This window comes from Flagellimonas pelagia, from assembly GCF_003584135.1.
In the GTDB taxonomy this organism is placed as follows: domain Bacteria; phylum Bacteroidota; class Bacteroidia; order Flavobacteriales; family Flavobacteriaceae; genus Flagellimonas; species Flagellimonas pelagia.
This window is the reverse complement of record NZ_QXFI01000013.1, coordinates 320,288-338,334: the sequence shown is the minus strand read 5'-3', so window position 1 is coordinate 338,334 and position 18,047 is coordinate 320,288. Positions and strand designations below refer to the sequence as shown.

General features: G+C 40.6%; 14 protein-coding genes. 7 read left to right on the top strand and 7 right to left on the bottom strand.

The annotated features are described in order from the left end of the window. Genes D2V05_RS05955 through D2V05_RS05940 form a run of 4 tightly spaced genes read right to left on the bottom strand, consistent with a single transcriptional unit; the run spans nucleotide 1 to nucleotide 6,076 of the window. Nucleotides 1-1,500, bottom strand: coding sequence for a RagB/SusD family nutrient uptake outer membrane protein (locus D2V05_RS05955; protein WP_072879457.1), 1,500 nt, complete (start codon nucleotides 1,498-1,500; stop codon nucleotides 1-3). Between the two features lie 11 nt (nucleotides 1,501-1,511). Beyond that, nucleotides 1,512-4,640 carry a SusC/RagA family TonB-linked outer membrane protein gene (locus D2V05_RS05950; RefSeq protein WP_177190121.1) on the bottom strand — a complete coding sequence of 1,043 codons (3,129 nt, stop codon included), beginning with the start codon at nucleotides 4,638-4,640 and terminating at the stop codon, nucleotides 1,512-1,514. 13 nt (nucleotides 4,641-4,653) lie between these two features. Continuing rightward, entirely contained in the window at nucleotides 4,654-5,619 is a 966-nt protein-coding gene (locus D2V05_RS05945) for a DUF4961 domain-containing protein (RefSeq protein WP_119646632.1), read from the bottom strand. A gap of 22 nt (nucleotides 5,620-5,641) precedes the next feature. Further along, nucleotides 5,642-6,076 carry a DUF5004 domain-containing protein gene (locus D2V05_RS05940; RefSeq protein ID WP_119646630.1) on the bottom strand — a complete coding sequence of 145 codons (435 nt, stop codon included), beginning with the start codon at nucleotides 6,074-6,076 and terminating at the stop codon, nucleotides 5,642-5,644. A gap of 454 nt (nucleotides 6,077-6,530) precedes the next feature. Between D2V05_RS05940 and D2V05_RS05935 the strand changes: the two genes are divergently transcribed. The 4 genes from D2V05_RS05935 to D2V05_RS19565 all read left to right on the top strand — a co-directional run bounded on the left by D2V05_RS05935 (nucleotide 6,531) and on the right by D2V05_RS19565 (nucleotide 11,023). Beyond that, entirely contained in the window at nucleotides 6,531-7,538 is a 1,008-nt protein-coding gene (locus D2V05_RS05935) for a sterol desaturase family protein (protein ID WP_235855402.1), read from the top strand. Between the two features lie 470 nt (nucleotides 7,539-8,008). Then, nucleotides 8,009-9,280, top strand: a complete 1,272-nt coding sequence (locus D2V05_RS05930) for a site-specific integrase (protein ID WP_119646628.1) — start codon at nucleotides 8,009-8,011, stop codon at nucleotides 9,278-9,280. A gap of 868 nt (nucleotides 9,281-10,148) precedes the next feature. Then, nucleotides 10,149-10,505 carry a hypothetical protein gene (locus tag D2V05_RS05925; RefSeq protein WP_119646626.1) on the top strand — a complete coding sequence of 119 codons (357 nt, stop codon included), beginning with the start codon at nucleotides 10,149-10,151 and terminating at the stop codon, nucleotides 10,503-10,505. A gap of 116 nt (nucleotides 10,506-10,621) precedes the next feature. Next, complete coding sequence (locus tag D2V05_RS19565) at nucleotides 10,622-11,023, top strand: hypothetical protein (protein WP_147378236.1); 402 nt, start codon at nucleotides 10,622-10,624, stop codon at nucleotides 11,021-11,023. A 36-nt stretch (nucleotides 11,024-11,059) separates the two neighbouring features. Here D2V05_RS19565 and D2V05_RS05920 read toward each other — a convergent pair whose 3' ends face one another. Together D2V05_RS05920 and D2V05_RS05915 are read right to left on the bottom strand one after the other, a co-directional pair. Beyond that, nucleotides 11,060-11,794 carry a LytR/AlgR family response regulator transcription factor gene (locus tag D2V05_RS05920; RefSeq protein WP_119646624.1) on the bottom strand — a complete coding sequence of 245 codons (735 nt, stop codon included), beginning with the start codon at nucleotides 11,792-11,794 and terminating at the stop codon, nucleotides 11,060-11,062. An 18-nt stretch (nucleotides 11,795-11,812) separates the two neighbouring features. Further along, a complete protein-coding gene (locus tag D2V05_RS05915) occupies nucleotides 11,813-13,603 on the bottom strand; it encodes a tetratricopeptide repeat-containing sensor histidine kinase (RefSeq protein ID WP_119646623.1) in 1,791 nt (596 codons plus the stop codon). 165 nt (nucleotides 13,604-13,768) lie between these two features. Here D2V05_RS05915 and D2V05_RS05910 point away from each other — a divergent pair, with 165 nt between their 5' ends. Together D2V05_RS05910 and D2V05_RS05905 are read left to right on the top strand one after the other, a co-directional pair. Then, entirely contained in the window at nucleotides 13,769-14,227 is a 459-nt protein-coding gene (locus tag D2V05_RS05910; protein WP_119646621.1) for a PspC domain-containing protein, read from the top strand. Nucleotides 14,228-14,679: 452 nt separating this feature from the next. After that, nucleotides 14,680-15,564, top strand: a complete 885-nt coding sequence (locus D2V05_RS05905) for a dienelactone hydrolase family protein (RefSeq protein WP_119646619.1) — start codon at nucleotides 14,680-14,682, stop codon at nucleotides 15,562-15,564. Nucleotides 15,565-15,596: 32 nt separating this feature from the next. Here the strand turns inward: D2V05_RS05905 and D2V05_RS05900 are convergent, their stop codons facing one another. After that, complete coding sequence (locus D2V05_RS05900; protein ID WP_119646617.1) at nucleotides 15,597-16,697, bottom strand: formylglycine-generating enzyme family protein; 1,101 nt, start codon at nucleotides 16,695-16,697, stop codon at nucleotides 15,597-15,599. A 325-nt stretch (nucleotides 16,698-17,022) separates the two neighbouring features. On the opposite strand from D2V05_RS05900, the gene D2V05_RS05895 reads away from it, so the two are divergent. Further along, on the top strand, nucleotides 17,023-17,943 hold the full coding sequence (locus D2V05_RS05895) for a helix-turn-helix domain-containing protein (RefSeq protein ID WP_119646616.1): 921 nt from the start codon (nucleotides 17,023-17,025) through the stop codon (nucleotides 17,941-17,943). Nucleotides 17,944-18,047 lie beyond the last annotated feature (104 nt).

Here is an 18,047-nt window from a genome sequence, read left to right as displayed (position 1 = left end):
TCAATAACCAGGATTCTGTGTCAGGTTTTGGTTAATATCTCTTTCTCTTTGGGGTATAGGAAGCAGGTTATGTCTTGCGGCCACGGGAACCCCGGGCTTGGCCTCAGTAACTTTTTCTTCCAGTTTGCCAAATCGAACCAAATCGAACCAACGATGGCCTTCCCACGTAAGTTCTTTTTTTCGTTCTTCCAGTATGGCTTCCTTAAAAGCTTCGTATCCCATTGCGGATAAATCTGGGAGTATATTGCGCTCCACCCCATCGGCAAATCTTGCCCTTTCTCTTACTTCGTTGATGGCGTCCAACGCTGCTGGTGTGCTCCCATTATTTTGTTCATTCAGTACTTCGGCATACATGAGCAATATGTCCGCATAACGAATAAGTTGAAGGTCATTGGCCGTATTGTTCACCAGAGGCTCGGCTACCCGGTCCCAATACTTTACGATATGGGGAGAGTCAAATTCCACCAACTCCCCGTTGATGACATCTTCAGTCATAAAAGTCACTTCTTTTCTTCTATCCTCATCATCAAAAGAATTGTACAGGGCCATAGTGGGTATCTCAAGTCCGCCACCATTGGGCCTTCCGCCATATACCCCGCCTGGGAGTGTCCTGTAGACCAAATGCCCGCCTTCCCAAAGCGTGGTGAACAAATCCGTACCCTCCAAAAAGCTTATGGCAAACAGTACTTCTTTTCCGTTATTGTTGGCAATTTTGAAAACGTCCGCGAAGTCTTCCCAAAGCTCGAAACGTCCACTGGTCATGATTTCTTCCAACTTGGTTTTGGCCAATTGAAGGTCTTCACCTTGTTGAAGTGCCGCTTTGGCCATATAAGCTTTGGCGGACCAACTTGTGGGCCTGCCGTTATCCAAGCCCGTCTGCTCTGTTGGAAGGCTGTTTTCGGCTATGGTCAAATCTGCAAAAATCTGGGCATATACTTCAGATATTGCTGCTCTACCCAGAAAGGCACTGGAGGTAAATACTATCTGTGGTTCCAATTGTAATGGAACTTCTCCAAAGAAACGCACCAATTCAAAATAAAGCAATCCACGCAAGAAATGGGCCTCTCCCAATAAATCGTCCTTGGTATCCTCATCCATATCCACGTCCGGAATATTAATGATGGCCATATTTGCTGCATTTATTCCTAAGTAAAGGTTGGACCAAATCTCCAATGCTATGGTGTTTTCCGGTGTATGGGCCATCGCAGAGAGCTGGTTGTAACCGTCTCCTCTATTAAAGCTGGTTTCACCTTCATCGGATAGGAGGGCATTGGCCGTCCAATAGTTGGCAAAATACAATCCTTTGGAGTTTAATGCTTCATCATATGTGGCCCCCAAGTGTCCATAAATACCATTAATGGCCAATTTGACGTCCTGCTCTGTTTGGTAAAATGTATCCTCGGTATAAAAGGTCTTCACTTCCTCTTCCAAGGCACTTTCACAACCCAAGATCAAAATCAGGGCAGCGAAGTACATTCTATATTTTTTGAATTGTTTCATGATTTTGACTTTTAAAAGTTTACGTTAAGACCCAAGAGAAAGGTCCTTGAGGTGGGATATCCCCCAAAATCCGCTCCTGCACTAAGGTTGTTGTTCTGTCCTCCAAAGCTGACCTCTGGGTCCACTCCGCTATAATCGGTTAGGGTGAACAGATTCTTTCCTGTGAGATAAAATCTAAGTTTGTTGATTTTCATCTTGGACAAAAATTTACCCGGTATGGAATACCCCAAAGTGGCCGATTTTAATCTTAAGTAAGACCCATCCTCCACATAATGATCGGAAAACACAATGTTACGAGGACCATCCGCGGCCCTGGTGTAGGTATTGCTGGGATTGTTCGGGGTCCATCTGTTGGAGAAGGCCTCCAACAATACATTTCCTTGGCCATTTAAATTTTCAAGGTTGATCCTGTTGAAGTTGGCTATTTCATTACCGTACACCCCTTGCATGAATATGTTAAGGTCCCAGTTCTTCCATGTTATGGTATTGTTTATCCCAAAGGTGTATTCTGGAATGGGATTTCCGATGAAGGTTCTATCGTTATCGGCATCGATGACACCATCTCCATTTAAATCCTTATACTTTCGCTCTCCGGGGGTAAACGTGTCGGTTGCAAACCTTGGGGTGGTTGCAGGGTCATCATCCAATTGAACAATACCATCCGAAACATAACCGTAGAATGCCCCGATCTCGCCACCTTCCACAAGCAACTGCCAATTGGTAATACCCAGAATTCCAAAGCCTGTTGGAATATTGTCCAAGCCGGCCAAATCCAGAATCTTGTTCTTGTTATAGGCCCCGGTCAGGTTAACGTCCCAATTGAACTTCCCCTTGAACATTTGTGCATTGATACCCAATTCAATTCCTTCGTTGCGCACACTTCCGGCATTGACCACACTTTGGATGTATCCGGTTTGTGAAGGTACTTGGAGGTTCAGCAACAAATCTTCCGTGTTTTTTCGGTATCCGTCAATAGTGAATCCCAATCGGTCATTGAAAAATCCAAGGTCCAGACCAATATTGTATTGCTCGGTACGCTCCCATTTAAGGGCACTGTTGGCCGGTGTACTGGGCAATTGCCCCACCACCTCATTATCATTAAAGGAATGATAGGTAGGCTTGAATGTGGATTGCGCGGAATAGGGTGCAATGGACTCGTTCCCTATGATTCCGTACCCCAAACGCAGTTTTAGATAGAGTCCGGAGTCTTGAAGAAAGTCTTCTTCCGAAACATTCCATGCGAAAGCCCCTGATGGGAAAAATCCATATTTATTGCCATCCCCAAATTTGGATGAACCATCAACCCGTGAAGTGGCCGTAAAGATGTACTTGTTGTCCAAAATGTAGTTGACCCTTCCAAAGTAGGATATCAATCTGGACTCTATGATGTTGGAACTGACCCCAGGGTTCAATCCAAGCCCCAAGTTGTTGGAACCGAAATTCTCCGTAGGGAATCCCAAGGCATTCCCAGAAAGGGACTCAATGGTAAAATCTTGCCACGAAGCCCCTACCAAGGCATTCACACGATGTCTATTGTTGAAGGTATTGGTATAATTCAAAGTGGATTCCGCCAAATAGCTGGTGGCCGTATTCTTGGCTTGGGCCGCAAATGCCCCCGGTGAATTTCCAAAATCGATTTCCTCAGTCCTAAAATAAAACTGTTCGTTGATGTTCAAATCCACCCCCAAAGTCGTCTTCAATTGCAGATTCTTGGCCACATCCCATTTAATGGCCAAATTGTCCAATATCCTAGTGGCCTTCCCCTTGCTTTCGGTCAATTTTTGATAGGCTACCGGACTTGGGAAGTTAGGAATCTGCTCTTGGATGTTGCTCACGTCGTTCACAAAGGTTCCATCGTCCTGAACAATAAAATTTCCTTTGGTGTAATTTCCTTCAGGGTCAAAAACAGGCAACAGGGGATTGAATTGATATGCCCCCGTAATGGCACTACTGGCAACCTCCACCCCTCCTGTGGTCTCGGTCCTCGCGGTATTAAAATTGGTCCTATTCAAGCTCAGGGAGTTTTCAATGGACAATTTTTCCGTAGCCTTAAAATCGAGGTTTACCCGAAAATTGTACCGTTTAAAATCGGTTTCAATAACCACTCCTTCCTGATCTAAATATGACCCGGAAACAGCATACTTGATATCTTGGTTCCCTCCCTTTATGGAAAGGTCGTGGCTTTTGGTAATGGCAGTCCTAAAAATTTCATCCTGCCAATCGGTGCCCACTCCAAAAGAGGTTGGGTTTGTATAAAACCTAGGGTCCCCCGAACCATTGTACTTGGACTCGTTCACATAAAATGCAAACTGTGATGCATTGAGTACATCTAACTTCTTTATAACCTCGCTGACCCCTAAATAGGTATCGTAATTGATTTGAGCATCCCCATTCAATCCTCTTTTGGTGGTAATTATGATGACCCCATTGGCTCCACGGGAACCATAAATGGCCGTAGCAGAAGCATCCTTCAACACATCTATGGAGGCAATATCGTTGGCACTCAAGGTAGAAAGGGCATTGATGGAAGGCCCCTCGGCCACACCTGCGGAAAGGTTGTCACTGTTGTTGTCCACAGGAAAACCATCGATTACATATAAAGGTTCATTACTGGCATTGATGGAACTACTTCCCCGAATCCGGACAGAAGTAGCACCCCCGGGTTGACCCGAAGTTTGGGTCAATAACAGTCCCGAGACCCTTCCTTGCACAAAGTCATCGGCCGTAGTGGAACGTACTGATTCCAAATCCTCGGATTTAATGGTGGCAATAGACCCCGTAAGATCTTTCTTGGTCGTGCTTCCATACCCGATGATGACCACCTCGTCCAATTCGTTCACATCCGTTTTCAAGGCTACATTGATGGTCCGTTGTCCACCCACCGAAACTTCTTGGGAACTAAACCCCTGATAGCTGAAAACCAAAGTCACATCCCCACTCGGGACTTCCAAGGTATATTCTCCATCAAAGTTGGCGGAGGCCCCAATGGCCATATCCTTCACCACTACGTTGGCCCCGGGTAGCGGAAGACCATCGTCCTCTGCGGTGATCACCCCTTGAATGGTAATGTTTTGTGCAAAGGCCACAAGATTGCCAAGCACCAAAAAAATGACAACAAGGCCTTTTGTTCTGTTTTTCATAATCGTCATGTTTTTAATTCGTACAGTTGGCTATTATTTGAAAGTCTTCCCCGGTATCTGGATTCTTGACCTCAACATCTCCGTTTTCATTGATAAAACTGAAGGTGATATCCGCAATTTCCTGACTTGGCAAAGCATTGAAAAGCTGTCTGGGCCATATAGATACTTCCCATTGGTCAATGCCGATACTGCGCATTTTGGTAATACTGGCATTATCGCACACCTCAATAGCTTGTCCATCTATAACAGCTTTGGCACAGAGATATACATCAGTAGCCCCGGAAAGCGCTGTTGGTGATCCTTCGGGTCCTTTTGTGGCATCAAACCCAATATGGATAATATCATCATACGTATATTCCGCCGGTTTAAAGGTCACTGGAAAGGGAAGTGGACCACATAGGTCTATCAACGGATTGGACCCTCCGGTCACTTCCATGCAAGGGGTGAACCTTATATCGGTCTCTCCCTCGGTGATGCCATATCCCGAAGTTCCCACAATATATCCCAGTTGTGTTTTAAGGTTATCGGTCCCGACATCCATGGAAAGCTGGATCTGTCCGGAAAAGTTCACTCCATTTGCACCGGATACCGTTTCATCGGAAATGAACACCACCCACTCTACCAGCCCATAATTTTCACCGATTCCGGCAAGATCCATAATGGGTGTAGCATAATCCGGGTCGGCACCATTGGCCAGTCGCATGGCCCCGTTTCCATTATCAGAAGTGTAGGAAACCGTGGCATTGGAAGCTATGTCCCAAGCCTCAGGAGCCAAAACGCCAAATATAATGTTGTGGGCCGCATCTTCGGCTGGGGCAACATCAACATCTATAGTGATGTCCATTCTTTCCCCTACACCCATGGAAGAGGGTTGATTTACATTGGTAATCGTAATACACATACTCAACAACAAAAACAACAGAAACAGTGCTTTTGGCTGAAACAGGATGCGCTTTAGTTTGTATAGTTTGTTTTTCATTTCAGTGTATGTTAGTTTCTGGTTATTTGCTCAATCGATACGTATACGTATTAGAGGTACAGCCCATAGGAACGGTCACTGTAAGCTCATCCCCTCCGGAAAGCACTGCTCCCTGAATATCCAGGCTTGTACCATCCGAGAAATTGATCTTGGTAGGATATACAGGATCATCAAATGACCAGTTCCCACTCGCCTGCCCCAAAACAAAAGGTGTTGTTAGATTGGAAAGGGTATATGAAGATGGCATCCCATTTTCGTAGGATAATTGCAAGGAAAAAGATTGAAAATCGATAAAATTGGTGATATCGTTCCCATTCTGGAGCACTTGGTCAATCTTCCAGTCACCGTCAATGTTGGTGACGAACTCGGTAAACCCTTCGGGGTTTTGTTCTGGGTCGTCATCACAACTTAATACAGCCATGACCGACAGTAATAAAAGTAATCGCAAACATTTCATAAATACACAGTTTGAAGGATAGTTTAGTTAACGGTACACTTTGTTGAACAAGCCATTAAACGAAAATGGGAAGACCGAAAGCATTGAACCAACACTTCCTTCTTCCCATTTTCATCTTTAGAACTAAACCCAACAACTCAAATAATTCTATTAAAATATCATCTATTTTACCCAACCCAGCCCATCTTTGGCCAATCTAAAATCAGGCATATTATGTTCATATGTTCATACATATGTTCAAATATAGATATTTATTGCATGTTGCCAAAAAAAATGTTTCTTTTTTGTCAATTCATTATTATATGAAGGTTTGAATTATTGATAGCATAAAGTTATTACTTATAGTAAACTCTCGCCGGTACGCTCCATGAGAACTATTAAAACGTTTTCGCAAACCGTTTACTTATAGGCATGTTCATATGTTCATACATAAAAAATAGTATATTTGAACAAAGTGAAATACGATCAACTTATGGATTTCTTGAATGCAGTTTTTGAGGAAATAATGAATTTTATGGGCTTCACCAGCATACTGGAAGCCTTAAAAACAGAAAATTACGCATTTTTCAAAAGTTTTGATGGTATCATGTCCTGTGTCTTCCTAGCGCTTCCCATTTTACTTTTTGTTGAGTTCTTCATTGTTTTTTTCAGGGAAAGGGAACAATTAAAGACGTACAAAGTAAACTTCTTCATCATTGTCTTTAATAGGGTGATTGGCCGTATTCTTTCATTGGGCACTATTGTGTGGTGTATCGGTTTCTTTCAAGAATATGCACCTTTTCAGACCTCTTACACTTGGTATTGGTTCATTTATGGATATGTAGTCTGGGAATTGGGCAGTTTTATCTATCACTATTTTGGCCACAAAGTTCGTTTGCTCTGGTGCCTCCACTCCCCACACCATGCGGCGGAGACCATGAACTTATCCGTAAACCATGCGCATTTTTTTCTAGAGTTCCCGTATGCTGATTTTATCCGCACCGCAACATGCATACTCCTTGGAGTTGACCCAAAGCTGTTCTTTTCCATTCTTCTGCTGGATATTACCTATGCCACTTTTATCCATGTTGGTGAGCATGTGCTGCCAAAGGGACGTTTAGGGTTCCTTGGAAAGCTTATTTTAACTCCCTCGCACCATCGGGTTCACCACGGTAGAAATCCCCTGTATATGGATACCAACTTCTGTAATCTCTTGAACATTTGGGATAGGGTTTTTGGAACCTATCAAGATGAGGAAGACCACCTTCCCATCCAATATGGCATAACCCGTGAGATGGATTCGGGAAGTTTCTTTGATGTATATTTTGGTGAATTCAAAGCACTCTACAAAGATGTGGTCAGTGCTCCAGGCCTAAAAAACAAAATATTGTATGTATTCATGCCCCCGGGATGGTGTTATACGGGAGAGCACCAAACTGCAAGAATTGTCCGAAAGCGATTTTTGAATCAAGATTCAAAATAGACATTGCTAAATCTTACATAATTGTCTTCAGTTCGTACCTAATCTAATCCGTTGAATCGTTAGGTAAGAGGTATAAAATTTTACCAGACCAGTGATACAGTGAAGGTATTTAACCTCTTTCGGATAATGTGCCCGTAGGTATACTATTAAAAATCAAAGCCTCCTAACATGCAATGATTGGTTGATAATAATTTCAATATCGCCTTTCAAAAAGTTTGAACTTTGTCCTCTTGAGTTCACTTTTAGAGTTCAAACAAAAACAAAACCTTGCACATCTTATTGATTTGCAAGGTTTTGATGTATTAAGACCCTCATTTGAACTGGTTTGATTTGGTATGTTTTGGTCTGTAATTCGGTTAGTAAATTTTTTTCTTCAAAGTGTTAACCGAATAAGGATGTAATTAACTATATTACAAACACTTAGTATTTGACTTTCGTAGGTGATTTTCGTTCAATTTAACACAAAACCTATGAGAACCCGGTCCACATTTTCAATCAGTTTTTGGATAAGCACATCCCGAAGGAGTGACAACACTGCAAAGATCTATGCCCGAATCACCGTTGATTCGCAAAGGGCAAACATGAGTTTAAAGTATACTATCCCGAAAGAGATATGGGACAGTAAGGGGTCAAAGGTTCTGGGGCGAACAAAAGAAGCTCAGGAAATCAATACTTATCTGATGGAAGTTGAAACAGAACTATTTCAATGCTATCGTGAAATTCGATCTAGAACGCCACATATAACTCCACAGATGGTCAAGGCTCACTATTTTGGAGAAGATGTGAGTGAATTTACTTTAAAGAATTTGTTCGAGTACCACAATACGCACAATGCACATATTCTTTGCAGGGCTACTCTTAGTCATTACAAGACCTGTCAAAAGTACTTATTAAGGTATATCAAAAAGCAATATAAATGTGATGATTACAGATTATCACAACTCAATCATCAATTTATTGTTGGGTTTGAAACATATTTACGAAAACTGCATCCCATTAACCATCATGCAAACCTTTCAAACAATGGCGCTATGAAGCATATTCAACGCCTACGCAAAATGATTAGGATAGCCGTTGATAATGAATGGATAGATAAAGATCCATTTCAAAAGTTCAAGGTCAGGATGGAAAGAAAGGAAAGAGAGTTTTTGACTTTATCGGAGCTTCAAAAAATTCAAGATTATTTTACAGGGATTGAACGGTTACGAATTGTTAAGGACTTATTTATTTTTAGTTGTTATACAGGTATCTCCTATTGTGATATAATGGACCTTTCTGAAGACAATTTGGTATTAGGGATAGATGGAAAATATTGGATAAGTACAAGAAGGATGAAGACCAAAAATAGCTTTAAGCTTCCATTGGTAGGTCCAGCATTATCTATTATTAAACGATATCAATATCATCCTAAACGGGAATCTGAGAAATTGTTCCCCAGGATATCCAATCAAAAATTAAACAGTTATTTAAAGGAAATCGCGGATGCATGTGACATCACAAAAAATGTAACCTTCCATGTGGCCAGACATACTTTCGCCACCACCATTACTTTGAGTAATGGGGTTCCTATAGAAACTGTTTCCAAAATTTTAGGTCATACAAAATTGGCCACTACCCAAGTTTATGCAAGAGTATTGGATAAGAAAATAAGTGAAGATATGAGTGGTCTAGAAACGATTCTGGATTCGAAGTTTTCAGATTCAAATGACAATATGGGAAAGTTTGGAAATCTTGACTTTTGATTTGTATTTCTGAAAAGCCATTCATAAATGCACTTCGTATGTTTTGTCCCAAGTCCTTACTTCAACGTTTGAGGTTGACTTTTGTGGTGTTCGGTAAGATATGTTTAATCAATAACTTCTATTTAAAAAAAACACTGGATTTATTGATGGCTTAGCACACCAAAGAAAGGTATTTGGGTTTTCACGCTCGCGTGAAAAATCGAATAGCAAGAGGGTGATGCGCAAATTGCGCCATCACGGTTGTTTTCGGGTCTTCAACAAGTTGAAAACCAGTTAATTGAACAGTATTTGAAATACTGTTCAAAAATTGGGGCTACAGTAGACTTTTCCGAAATCTACAGTAAACCCTTTGGCAGGCCCAGTAAACACTGGAAATTTTTGACGAAAAAATTGACGCAATTTCACTAAAAAACAAAATCGCACCTATGGAAAAGCAATCTAAAGCTTAAAATAACGGAATGGAGATTGGAACGATATAAAATTGAGACCAATAGACCATTGGATTACTTCGAATGATGAGAAGAGTATACCGGATTATTGGATAAAATTGCCTCACTCAGTAAGGTTAGTTTGGCAAGATTTGGGGCTTGCAGCACTCCACTGCGTTGCGTTCGCCATTATATCGATTTCTGATTTATGAGAGGTTTTTTTGAACTTTCACTCTTAAACAAGTTCACGGATTCTAAAGAGTTTACTTTTTCCGTACACTTAATTGGTTTCCCATTTAGACCCTTTTTTACCCCTATATTTAAATTCTATTTCTCAATACTGATTGACCACTATTCTATCCTTTTCCCGAAAACCAAATTTTAACAACTAGAAAATTCTTACATTTATTAAAGTTCAAATAAACGATTCAAAAGATTGAATGAAAACCAATTTTGATATAGAGGAAAATTATGCTGTTACTTTAAACGGAGTTCATATTGACTTGCATAACAACTTTGAGTTTTGCGAGATTTCGGAATCTGAAAATATGGTTGAAGTTGATTTTGTTAAATCAAATGGAAATTGGGTTCATGAAAATGAATTCAAAAGATTAAAGTTCTGTCATAAAAATGTAAGTTTTAAAAACACCTTAGAAGGTGATAATACAGAATTTCCAGAGGATGAAAATATTTTAAGTGTGATTTCATTTTTCCCAAAAACATTGAGAGATATAAATGACGGATTTAGGAGGAATAGTAAGCCTGACGAAAATGATGATATTATTTTATCTTTTTGAAAATGGTAAAATGATTCGACTCAATTGTGACCACATTGAATTAATAGCTGAGAAATAATAAAAGTGTATAGTATAATTGATTCACTTAAAGTTCAAATAAACGATTCAAATTATTGGTGAAATACATTGCTCAAATATGGGTTCTAACAACTATAGCCTCACCGCTGGTGTTGGCAGTTGTTTTGGGAATTATAATTAATAATTCGAGCCTTTCCGAGATATTTGAATCTTATGAGATTATTATTTTAATGATCTTGGTTGGTTCCTTGTTTTCAATTCCTGCAATGGTTGTTTTTGGATTAATACAGAGAAGTTTAAAATCTTCTATTCCATTTTGGAGAAGGAAATTATTACTTTCAATCTATTCCTTTTTATCCGTTTGGATTACTTTCTATATTGTTGATGAAGGATTTATAACGAGATGGACAGATAAAACGGTTTGGCCATTAATTTATTCACTAATCATAGTAATTGGCGTTTGGATTTTTAGACTTCCAAACACGAATAGTGTGGTTTAATTAAAACAAAGTTCAAATAAACGATAATCTTCTGACTCATAATTTCCCGCATAATTTGATGAATGCCTCTTTTCTACGGGTGGATACTTCTAATTTCATACCATCCTTGAGGATAGTAAAGCCATCTTTATGATAGGAGTTTACATATAACAGGTTAATAAGATGGGAATTATGGATTCTAAAGAAATGGTCTCCCTCCAGAAGTTTTTCAAAATGTTTTAGGGTTTTGGAAGCTGTATATTTTTTACCATCAGTTGTAAAAATATGGGTATAGTTTACATCGGCTTGGCAACGAACAATATCTTCCATTAATAGAAAAACATATCCATCATTGGAGGGAACACTGATGCGTTTAGGGCTGTTATTGGTAGAAATATGGGAGAGCAGTACCTTGACCCGGTCATGTAATTGTGTTTGTTCTATCTTATCCGTGGCTTTTTGAAGGGCCATTTCAAAATCATCCTTGTCCACTGGTTTTAAAAGATAGTCAATGGCAGAAAATTTGAAGGCCTCTATGGCATATGTTTCATATGCCGTGGTAAAAATTAGGCTGAAATCTCGTTTTGAAACGGACGACAATACATCGAAACCCGTTTTGTCATGGAGCTGCACATCCAAAAAAACGATATCGGGGCGTGTTTTTTCCAACCCGATAATGGCATCATCTGCATTTTCAAAAATGAACAATTGCATATCAGCGCTATGGGGTTTCAATAAGTTGGCTAGGTGATTTATGCAATGCTGCTCATCATCTACTATAGCTATTTTCATATGGGCTTTTGTTCCAATTTAAAAAAGGTGTTCAAGTGGTAAGCTGATTTCTACCCGCGTACCCTTTTGTTCTCCAAGGTCGATAACTTGCAATCTACCTTCTTTGTTTTTTTGTTTGTTCAAAATCTTGAGTCGATTTTCAGTAATTGCCACCCCGAAAGACTTTTTGGATTCATTTCCATTTGCTGTATGCTCTATTCCCCGTCCATTATCCTCGATGGAGCAAATGAGCATGTCTTGATTTTCATTTATGGTTATTTGAATTTGTCCCATTCCATCTCTATCCCGGAATCCATGCCAGATACTGTTCTCAATAAAAGGCTGTAACAGCAATGGGGGTACCAATGTATTTTCAACTTCGAGTGCTTCATCAACCTGAATATGATATGAAAATTTACCAGGTTGTCTTTTGGCCTCAACCTGAAGATAGAGTTCAAGAAACTTTAGGTCCTCTTCCAAAGGAATGGATTTATTTTCTGAATTTTCAAGCACCATCCGCATCAATTTGGCAAACTTGGTAAGGTATTCCAATGCCGTTTCATTGTTGTTTTTAAGGATATAATCACCTATGGAGTTGAGAGCGTTGAATATAAAATGTGGATTCATTTGCGCTCTCAAGGCCTTTAATTCTGTATCGGCAACCAATACCCTGAATTCTGCATCTTTTTTCTGTTCCAAGACATCCCTTCGTCTTTTGTACAGCACAAATCCTAATACCGATGCTGCTAAAAGACCTCCACCCCCCAAGAGCGAAGCCGTTTTGATGGTAGACTGCCTATCGATTTCCGCTTGAGCAATGGTCCTTTCCTTTTCAAATTCAAACTCCAATTGACTGCGGTTGATTTCTACCCTCCGGTTCTGGTTGTTGAGGCTATCCTTCAATACTGAAAATTTAGTGTAGGCTTCCAACGCCTTGGAAAATTCTCCTTTGGCCGAGTACACATCGGCCAGCGTGCCCCAAGCGGACTTTTGAAGAAAAACATTTCCCTGTGCTTCACTCAGCTGTAATGCTTCGTTGGCGTATAGCTCAGCATTAACATAATCCTTATTGCCCAGGTAGGCCATTGAGGCATTGGCGTAGGCCGTGGGTCTTACAAATTCAATTCCATATTGCTCAATAAGGCCGATACTGTTTTCTGCAGATGCCAATGCGGCGTCCAATTGATCTGCCTGACTGTAAATCAATGATAGATTGCTATACAGGTTGGCCTTGTATGTTGGATTGTTTGTTACCTGTTCCAAGTTCAATGCCTTTTTGTAATAATAAATGGCAGAATCCAATTGGTTCAATGATCCGAAAATATTGGCAATGTTTGCAGTGGCGGTCAGCTCAAGGTTTTTATCGTTATGTAAGACCTTTTTAAACTGCTCCAAGGCCTTACCGTATTCTTCCTGCTCATAGTACAAAGTGCCGATACCTCCATAAATACTCCATCCAAGCGTTTGCAAGTCCTTGTCCTTTTCCATGAGACCCAAGGCTTTGTGATAATATTCCAGGGCCTTGTATGGGTTGGAGAAGGAATATTGATACACTAAGGCCACACGTTCATATCCCACCAAAAGTCCTTTCCAATATCTCAAGTCCGTTGCCAAGTCTACCGTTTTTTTTGAAAATGTCAAGAGGGTGGTATCGGAAGGATTGGCAAAAAGGGCCTGTTTGATGTATTGGTTTCTTAAGTCGATGGTTTCTTGATTGGCAACCGTACTTGAGTCAATTTTCTTAATCAGGGAATCTAGTTCCATTTGAAATTGTTGTGCGGAAGAATGCACTACAATGGAGAATAACATCAAGGTAAAGATGTATTTCATATGGCAACCGATTAATTAATTTGAAGTCAAAATGAAAATACACATTTTCGCAAAGAATAAAGGATATGCTACACAAAATAAGTGGGAAAGGGCAGAAAATCATTAGCGATTTTAGATTAGAGATGTCAATCTTAATTTTAAACCAACAATCATTACCTAAAACAAATGGATACACAGAAAATAATCCAATTAATAACTCGTCCCGAAAAGATTTTATTGGGAGTAAGCAGCAAGCTCGCGTTAAAATTGAACCTACAACCTATCATCATGAGGGTTATATTTGTTGTCCTTACATTGTTGTTTATTCCGTTAGGAATATTGGCCTATTTGGGAGTGTATCTAGTGCTGAACAAAATGGCAGGTAAGATGGTGACCTTTGCCCTTATGGGAGCATTATTGGGAATTCCTTTTAGCTACTATTTTCAATCCGAGATGGTTCAACGTATGGCAGGTGGCATCACAGGGTATGTGAAAAATTTTGTGACAATTGTGGATGATGTGGACAGATTTGTGGGCAGTGGGATGGATATTATTTGGGATGCATTGATTGGAGTAGTGGTCTTTACATTGATTGGCGGGGCCATTGGATATTTTATGGATAAATCTAAACAGAAAATTGATTAATTAATGCGCCAAGTTTTTAACTCGAGCTAGTTCTAAATCTTTTTAATAAATATTGATTAGTTTTGGTTCATACGAAAGGAGATTACCCTTAGTAGTCTGTAATTCGGTTAGTAACAAAACATCAGCAAGGTAAAAGCTAATAAAATCAAGGGATTGCGAATGGAGTTCAAATCCTTCCGCGATCACTACAAAAAGCCCCTTTTTAAGGGGCTTTTTTTTACCAAACCCCTGTTAGTGAATTATATTGGCCAAACATTGGTGTAATGTGGAATAGAAATACCTGTTTCACCAATTGCCAGATTTCCATCCTGCTCTTGATCACAATGCTTAAAGTATATTTTAAGGATGGAATAAGATTTCTATTTTTTTATTGGTATTTTTAAGGGAATATCCCCCTTTAGGGGCTTATAACCAATATCGTGTAGAATGAAGTAACGCCAACAAAATAGATCATGAAAGAATTAAGAAAAGAGGACATCAAACAGGAGGTGTTCGACCTATATGATGATTACGCCCATAACAAGATCCAACGCAGGGAGTTTTTGGAGAAACTGGGACTGTACGCCGTTGGTGGTATAACGGTAGCATCATTGATGAGTTTCCTTATGCCCAACTATGTAGACACTATGTTGGTGGACAAGAACGATCCCAACCTTGAGTCGGGATACATCACCTATAATTCTCCAAAGGGTGGTGGAGAGATGAAAGCTTTGCTCTCAAAACCCAAGGACGCCAAAGGTAAATTGGGAGGTATTGTGGTGGTGCATGAAAATCGTGGACTTAATCCATATATAGAGGATACGGCAAGAAGGGCCGCTTTGGAAGGTTTCGTAACCATTGCCCCCGATGCGCTCACTCCATTTGGCGGGTATCCTGGCAACGATGATGAAGGTAGGGAAATGCAGCGGAAAAGAGACCGCGATGAGATGTTGGAAGACTTTATCGCCGCTTTTGAGTATTTAAAGCGCCATAAGGATTGCAGTGGAAAAATAGGCGTGGTCGGTTTCTGTTTTGGGGGATGGATATCGAATATGATGGCTGTTAAAATAGCTGACTTGGCGGCAGCTGTTCCTTTTTATGGAGGGCAACCCACAGAGGATATCGATAAGATCAATGCTCCCTTGATGTTGCAATATGCAGGCTTGGATGAAAGGGTAAATGCAGGATGGCCTGCCTATGAAGCAGCACTCAAAGAATATGGTAAGGAATATTCCGCGTTTATCTACCCCAATGTGAACCATGGATTCCATAATACCACAACACCGAGGTACGATAAGGAATCGGCCGAATTGGCTTGGAAACGCACCATCGATTTCTTCAAGGAAAAACTTGGTTAAGATAGCTGTTGACAGAATGGTTTGGAATGCATTTATCCACCTTTCCTTTCAAGAACCGTCCTAAAGCCCAAATGCTCCATTCCCGAGTCAGGGCTGGTGGCCATTCTGGCGCTGATTCGGTAGCTGGCACAGTAGGAAGCACTACAAAGGAAAGACCCCCCTTTTATTACTTTTTCCCTTGCATATGGATTGAAAACGTTATAGGCAGTGGATGCCCCTTTTGGGTTCTGGGTAACCTCGTTCTTATCGGCAAGTTCCTTGTAATAATTTGTGTTGTACCAGTCGCTGGTCCATTCCCACACATTACCTGCCATATCATATAGGCCAAAATCATTCTTGGGATAACTCATTACGGGTGCTCTACGCTCAAACCCATCTTCCATGGTATTGTTCACTGGAAATTCTCCTTCCCAAGAATTGGCATGGGAACTCAATTGGGAAATATCGTTGCCCCAAAAAAACAGTTTATCCTTTTTGCCTGCCCGTGCGGCGTATTCCCACTCCGCCTCCGTCGGTAACCTTCTTCCCGCCCACTTACAATAGGCTAGGGCATCCTCAAGGGCAATGTGCACCACAGGTTCGTTTTCCTTACCCTCAATAGTGCTTTCCGGCCCGTTGGGATGGTTCCAATTGGCACCTATTTTCCATTCCCACCATTGTGAATAATCATACAGGTTGGGTACGCTGGATTTGGTCTTTTTGAACACTAGGGATCCAGGTTGTAAAATAGAGTCGTGGGGTTTTGGAGTCCCCTGTGGCAACTGTTTCTTCATTTCCTCCCAATCAATTTCCCGTTCTGCCACCGTTACATAACTGGTCTCCTCCACAAATTTGGCGAACTGTTCATTGGTGACCTCATGAATGTCCATAAAAAAGCCATCCACATGCACTTTATGGGCCGGCCTTTCATGCATCATGGCCATATTGTCCTGTGGAACGGCCCCTTGCATAAATTCTCCGCCCGGTATCCACACCATACCTTCTGGTACTTCAGTCGGTGGATTTGTGAATTTTGGAGGCCCCTCTATTTCTGTTATGCTAATGGATTCATTTGCTCCATCTATTTTGGTCCTGCAACCTATTAGGAAGACAAACAGGATAACAAAAAGTATCGATTTATGCTTTAATACCATTGTTTTTGGTTTTATAAGGATGTTTTGACCTTGACTATACCGCTAATTTCGTGTTTTTAAATAGTCTTGGTACAACCTTGTAAAGGTAATCTTGGGTAGGTTAAGTAAAACCCATAATATTGATTGGGAATCAATCTTTTAATACTTGAATTAGAGATGTAAGTTCTTCAGGATATAAACGATTACACTATGGAGAGGAGCCGATAACGGTTTACCATTGGAGCGTGTTGGTATATAAATTACCGAAAGCATACCATTATTACCGCAAGGTGTACCATGACTAAGATAATGACCTAACTTTGGTTGACGTAAAGCAACAGGACCCATGGAAAAGATCATAAAATTCGACAGCATTTGTGAATATAACAAGCATTATGGGGTAAAAACAGAACACCCTTTGGTCTCTGTGATCGACTTTTCAAAAGTGGAACCCAAAATGCCATCCAAAATGAACTTTGGCTTCTATTTGGTTATGCTGAAGGATGTGAAGTGTGGGGATATGCAATACGGAAAACATTATTATGATTATCAAGAAGGAACCTTGGTGTTCATGGCTCCTGGTCAAGTGGCGGGTAGAGCTCCAAAACCAGAGGAGCTGTCAAAAAAGGAATGCAAAAGGATGAAACCCAAAGGACATGCCTTGGCATTTCACCCTGATTTGATCAAAGGCACGGCATTGGGCAAAAACATCAATATGTATAATTTCTTTTCTTATCAGGTAAATGAGGCGTTACATATTTCGGATTGCGAACGGGAAATAGTCTTGGATAGCTTTTCAAAAATTGCTTTTGAATTGAAACAGACCATCGACAAGCATAGCAAGACCCTGATCGTTTCAACGATTGAATTGTTCCTGAATTACTGTTTACGTTTTTACGACAGACAGTTCATCACAAGGGACAATCAAAATCAAGGAGTTCTCAATAAGTTCGAGGGTTTGCTGAACGATTATTTTACATCGGATAATCCAAAAAACATTGGCCTCCCTTCGGTTGGGTATTTTGCTTCCGAATTCAACCTGTCGTCCAATTATTTTGGGGACCTGGTCAAAAAGGAAACCGGTAAGACCGCACAGGAATATATACAGACAAAATTGATTGATGTGGCCAAGGAGCGCATCTTTGATACCACAAAGTCAGTAAGCCAGATTGCCTATGAACTCGGGTTCAAATACCCGCAGCATTTTACGAGACTGTTCAAACAACGAGTGGGATATTCCCCGAACGATTATCGTATGCTCAATTAAACAACGAAAGCACATCATCTAGACAAACTTTTGTTCTTGGACATTGACCATATCACGGCCGGCCGATCGGTTCGTGACAGGGTATTTTCATTTAAACATTAAAA

Excerpts from the sequence above, each read along its gene's own strand:
- D2V05_RS05955 (WP_072879457.1), bottom strand. The coding sequence starts at position 1,500 with ATGAAACAATTCAAAAAATATAGAATGTACTTCGCTGCCCTGATTTTG.
- D2V05_RS05950 (WP_177190121.1), bottom strand. The coding sequence starts at position 4,640 with ATGAAAAACAGAACAAAAGGCCTTGTTGTCATTTTTTTGGTGCTTGGC.
- D2V05_RS05945 (WP_119646632.1), bottom strand. The coding sequence starts at position 5,619 with ATGAAAAACAAACTATACAAACTAAAGCGCATCCTGTTTCAGCCAAAA.
- D2V05_RS05940 (WP_119646630.1), bottom strand. The coding sequence starts at position 6,076 with ATGAAATGTTTGCGATTACTTTTATTACTGTCGGTCATGGCTGTATTA.
- D2V05_RS05930 (WP_119646628.1), top strand. The coding sequence starts at position 8,009 with ATGAGAACCCGGTCCACATTTTCAATCAGTTTTTGGATAAGCACATCC.
- D2V05_RS05925 (WP_119646626.1), top strand. The coding sequence starts at position 10,149 with ATGAAAACCAATTTTGATATAGAGGAAAATTATGCTGTTACTTTAAAC.
- D2V05_RS05920 (WP_119646624.1), bottom strand. The coding sequence starts at position 11,794 with ATGAAAATAGCTATAGTAGATGATGAGCAGCATTGCATAAATCACCTA.
- D2V05_RS05915 (WP_119646623.1), bottom strand. The coding sequence starts at position 13,603 with ATGAAATACATCTTTACCTTGATGTTATTCTCCATTGTAGTGCATTCT.
- D2V05_RS05910 (WP_119646621.1), top strand. The coding sequence starts at position 13,769 with ATGGATACACAGAAAATAATCCAATTAATAACTCGTCCCGAAAAGATT.
- D2V05_RS05905 (WP_119646619.1), top strand. The coding sequence starts at position 14,680 with ATGAAAGAATTAAGAAAAGAGGACATCAAACAGGAGGTGTTCGACCTA.
- D2V05_RS05900 (WP_119646617.1), bottom strand. The coding sequence starts at position 16,697 with ATGGTATTAAAGCATAAATCGATACTTTTTGTTATCCTGTTTGTCTTC.
- D2V05_RS05895 (WP_119646616.1), top strand. The coding sequence starts at position 17,023 with ATGGAAAAGATCATAAAATTCGACAGCATTTGTGAATATAACAAGCAT.